This is a genomic window from Stenotrophomonas sp. STEN022 (genome assembly GCF_056760155.1).
Genome location: NZ_JBRREG010000172.1, coordinates 1 through 3,944, shown reverse-complemented (window position 1 = coordinate 3,944; position 3,944 = coordinate 1). Strand labels below are relative to the sequence as shown.

The following is a 3,944-nucleotide window of genomic DNA, read 5'->3' as shown; positions in this document are numbered from 1 at the left end:
CCTGCGTAAATCTCCCCCCCCATAAACGGCGTGTACTCACACTCCAACCGCTCCGCGGCTACCGCCGCCCCCACAATCCGGCAGCCGCGCCGCCGATTATTTCGGCTGACGGATCGGCAGCACGATGCGGAAGCAGGAGCCCTCGCCTACCGTACTGTCCAGATCGATGCGACCGTGGTGCTTGTTGATGATGCCGTAGGAGATCGACAGACCCAGACCGGTGCCGCTGCCCACTGGTTTGGTGGTGAAGAACGGATCGAAGATACGCTGGCGCAGCTCGGGGGAAATCCCCGCACCGTCATCCTTGAACTCAACCCATACCTCATCGCCACCCACCCCCGTACTGACCACGATATTGCCGCGATCGGCAATGGCATGACCGGCATTGAGCAGCAGGTTCATGTAAACCTGGTTGAGCTCGGACGGCAAGCATTCGATCATCGGCAGTTCGCCGTAATGGCGTTCCAACGTGACCTTGTACTTGAGTTCGTTCCAGATGATGTTGATGGTCGATTCGAGGCCGGCATGCAGGTCGACCAGCTTCCACGACTCGTCGCGGCCGGAGTACGAGAAGTCCTTGAGATCGCGCACGATGCGGGTCACCCGCTCGATGCCCTCGCGTGACTCGGCCATCAGCTGCGGCAGGTCGCGGCTGATGAAATCGATGTCCAGGCGGTCACGGATATCATCGATTTCCGGGATCAAGGCCTTCGGGTCCGGTGCGCGCAAGGCCCGCTCATAGGCCTCGATCACCGTGAACAGGCTGCGCAGATACTCCTGCAGGCTGCCCAGATTGGAGTGGACGTAGCCGATCGGGTTGTTGATCTCGTGGGCGACGCCGGCGGCAAGCTGGCCGATCGAGGCCATCTTCTCGGACTGCAGCAGTTTTTCCTGGGTGCCATTCAAGCGCAGATAGGCTTGGCGAAGCTCGGCATGGCGCTGCTGCAGCTCACGCTCATAGTCCTCAGGGCCGTCTATGTGCTGGAACAGGGCTAGAAAAGCCTCGCCAGCCTCATCACTGTGATGGTGCAGATGCAGGGTGATGACCCGCTCGCCAACCGGCAGACTTCCGACCCAACTACCCGAATCACGGGCCTGCGACAACGCGAATGGAGGCAACAAGGCCTCAAGCTGGCGGCCAAGATCACTACTTCCAGGGCCATCCACGCCAAACAACTCGCGCACCAGACCGTTGGCGATGCTGACTTCGAACCTGCCGTTGAACACCAGCATCCCGTGCTGGACGCGCTCGCCGAGGGCTCGCAATGTGGCCGCCGAAGGGGTTGGCATGAGGATGCTGCTATCGATCTGGGTCACGGCGGTCGGGACAGGCTAGGAACAGGCCGCCACTATAGCCGGATGTAGGTACTCGATCGCGGCGCGGGCGCCGCTTTTGAAACAGATCAGGCCACGGCCAGCGGCCGTCTCGCATGCACGGTTTGTGCCTGGCCTTTGGCATCGTAAGAGGGGGCGGTCTCACTGCGACCCAACTGACGGAGCGCCCAGTTGACCTCGCGGCGGCGACGCGCCAACAACACACCGTTGGCGTGGTTGCGCTCTGCCAGCTCCTTGAGTTTCTCGGCCTCGTGCAGCGGCGGCTGCCGTTCCAGCTCGCGCAGGGCTTCCAGCTTGTTGCCGGTGGCGGCAACCAAGGCGGGCACGTCATGCTCGGCCAAGGCACGCTGTTCGCGGTCAAGCGCCTCGCTCAGACGCTGCAACGGGTCGCCCATGGACAGGTTCATCCCTGCAACTGCTGGTCCAGGCCCAGCATGCGCGTGGCAATGGCATCGGGATTGATCTTGTAGCTGCCGTTTTCCAGCGCCTCGCGCACCGCTTGCACGCGGGCCTGATCGATGGCCGGGGCAGCGCTCAGTTCACGCTGCACGGCCTGCAGTTGGGTGGCCTCGCCGGTCAGGCGCACGCTGTCGGCAGCCTCAACGGGCTTGGGCTTGGCATCGCCAGCGGCGGCCACTTTGGTGTTGATGGCTACGCTGCGCAGCTGCGCTGCGGCCGGAATACCACCGTCGATTTTCTGGCTCATGTGATGGAGTCCTGATTCGGTTCAAAAACGATAACGGCAATGCCGGGGGATTCTTTAACGATTTATCGGCTGACCACCACGTCGCCGGCAGGGGTGGCAATTCCCTGCATCACCCGGCGTGAAGACAGGTTCTCGACCGAGACCCGCTCGCCCTCACCCGCATCCCCCAGCGCCTTGCCCGCCATCCGCACCTCCACCCCGCCCCGGCGCGACACCAAGGCGACATTGTCGCCCCGACGGACGGTACGAGGCGCAACCAGGTCAGTCGCCGACAGCAGGCTGCCGGCGCTCAACGCGCGCCGTGCGACCCGGCCCACGGCCGCCTCCGGCTTCAACAGTACGGCACCGGCCAAGCGTGCTGTATCACGCTTGACGCTACTTATATCGGCCGCTGCCAGGGTTTCTCCAGCAGCCACGCCGCGTGCCAGCACCAGCACCTGCTGCTCACGGCGGACCTTGACGGGGACGAACAATCGCCAACCGCCAGCCTGTGGGCAGGCAACCTCCACGGTCGTGTTGGCGGTAACGCTGGCCTGCAGTGGTTGCGTACAGGCTGGCAGGCGCAGGTTCGCGTCCAGAATGGCCTCCCCGCTCTCCCCGGCCGCCAACGTGGCCAAAGCCGCGGCCCGGATGGTTTCCACCGGCTGGAACGCGGCAGCCAAAGCCAGCGAAGGCAACAACAGGCATATAAGAAAGAGTAAGCGCATCGGCAGCGGCCACCCGGCTCTGGAATAGTTCGATGGATCCCGCTGCAAGTGCTGTGCCACTTTGAACCGACGGGGAGCACTCAAGTTGCAGCCACCCGGCGCCGATACAGCACTCATGTCACAAGACCTGCTCAACCGAATTGACCAGCGCACCCGGCTGGCCGGCCACAACCGCCTTGCCCTGCTGCTGTTCCGCCTTGGCGGCCGTCAGCTTTTTGGCGTGAATGTATTCAAGGTGCAGGAAGTGCTGCGCCGCCCGGCATTGTTCCAGGTGCCTGGCCTGCCCGCGCAGTTCGCCGGCGTGGCTGATGTGCGTGGCCGCTCCGTGCCGGTATTGGACCTTGGCCTGGCCATTGGTCACCCTGAGCGCGAGCCTGAGGCGGACACGTCACCGGGCTACCTGGTGGTGACCGAGTTCAATCGCTCGGTACAGGGTTTTCTGGTCAGCGGGGTTGAACGCATCGTCAATATCGCGGTGGAAGATATCCACCCGCCGCCGGAATTGGGCGCCGAATCGACGTATTTGACCGCTGTTACCCGTTTTCAGGGTGAGTTGATCCAGGTCATCGACGTGGAAAGCGTGCTCGCAGACATCGCCCAGGTACGCAGTGAAGCGGTACTCGATCCGTCCATGGCACTGCCCGACGACGCTCCGGCGATGCAGGTTTTGGTGGTCGATGATTCCCGCGTCGCCCGCCAGCAGATCCGCAGCGTGCTGGATCAGCTGGGGGTGAGCGCCACCCTGCTCTCCGACGGCAAGCAGGCACTGGAACACCTGTTGCAGATCCATGCCTCGGGCGAGAACCCCGCCGAGCGCTACGCCATGGTGATCTCCGATATCGAGATGCCGGCGATGGATGGCTACACGTTGACGACGGAAATCCGCCGCCATGCTGGGCTGGCCGGTCTGTATGTGCTCCTGCATACCTCTTTGTCGGGCGTTTTCAACAACGCCATGGTGGAGCGTGTGGGCGCCAATGCGTTCGTGGCCAAGTACAGTCCGCATGAGCTGGCTGATTTCGTGCTGCAGCGTCTGCGGCATGTGGCTGAGACCCAGTACGCGTACAGCTAAGCCTGGCCCCCTGTAGTGGGGGGGGGGGGGGGGGGGGGGGGGGGGGGGGGGGGGGGGGGGCGGCGGGGGGGGGGGCGGCCGCGCGCGGCGGCGGGCGGGCGGTGGGGGGGGGGCGGCGGAGGGG

5 protein-coding genes are annotated in these 3,944 nt (G+C 64.2%); 1 reads left to right on the top strand and 4 read right to left on the bottom strand.

Annotated features, from left to right (window positions below):
- Positions 1–96: 96 nt before the first annotated feature.
- The 4 genes from ACVOMF_RS20595 to flgA all read right to left on the bottom strand — a co-directional run bounded on the left by ACVOMF_RS20595 (position 97) and on the right by flgA (position 2,748).
- Positions 97–1,290: an ATP-binding protein gene (locus ACVOMF_RS20595; RefSeq protein WP_481510928.1), complete on the bottom strand. Its 1,194-nt coding sequence runs from the start codon at positions 1,288–1,290 to the stop codon at positions 97–99.
- A 113-nt stretch (positions 1,291–1,403) separates the two neighbouring features.
- Positions 1,404–1,736 carry a flagellar protein FlgN gene (locus tag ACVOMF_RS20590; RefSeq protein WP_481510929.1) on the bottom strand — a complete coding sequence of 111 codons (333 nt, stop codon included), beginning with the start codon at positions 1,734–1,736 and terminating at the stop codon, positions 1,404–1,406.
- 2 nt (positions 1,737–1,738) lie between these two features.
- Positions 1,739–2,041: a flagellar biosynthesis anti-sigma factor FlgM gene (gene flgM, locus ACVOMF_RS20585; RefSeq protein ID WP_481510927.1), complete on the bottom strand. Its 303-nt coding sequence runs from the start codon at positions 2,039–2,041 to the stop codon at positions 1,739–1,741.
- A gap of 62 nt (positions 2,042–2,103) precedes the next feature.
- Entirely contained in the window at positions 2,104–2,748 is a 645-nt protein-coding gene (gene flgA, locus ACVOMF_RS20580; protein WP_481510926.1) for a flagellar basal body P-ring formation chaperone FlgA, read from the bottom strand.
- A 115-nt stretch (positions 2,749–2,863) separates the two neighbouring features.
- Between flgA and ACVOMF_RS20575 the strand changes: the two genes are divergently transcribed.
- Complete coding sequence (locus ACVOMF_RS20575) at positions 2,864–3,820, top strand: chemotaxis protein (RefSeq protein ID WP_481510925.1); 957 nt, start codon at positions 2,864–2,866, stop codon at positions 3,818–3,820.
- The last annotated feature ends 124 nt before the right edge of the window (positions 3,821–3,944 follow it).

Bases quoted from the DNA above. Each gene is read 5' to 3' on its own strand.
- ACVOMF_RS20595 (WP_481510928.1), bottom strand. From the start codon at position 1,290: ATGCCAACCCCTTCGGCGGCCACATTGCGAGCCCTCGGCGAGCGCGTC.
- flgM (WP_481510927.1), bottom strand. From the start codon at position 2,041: ATGAGCCAGAAAATCGACGGTGGTATTCCGGCCGCAGCGCAGCTGCGC.
- flgA (WP_481510926.1), bottom strand. From the start codon at position 2,748: ATGCGCTTACTCTTTCTTATATGCCTGTTGTTGCCTTCGCTGGCTTTG.
- ACVOMF_RS20575 (WP_481510925.1), top strand. From the start codon at position 2,864: ATGTCACAAGACCTGCTCAACCGAATTGACCAGCGCACCCGGCTGGCC.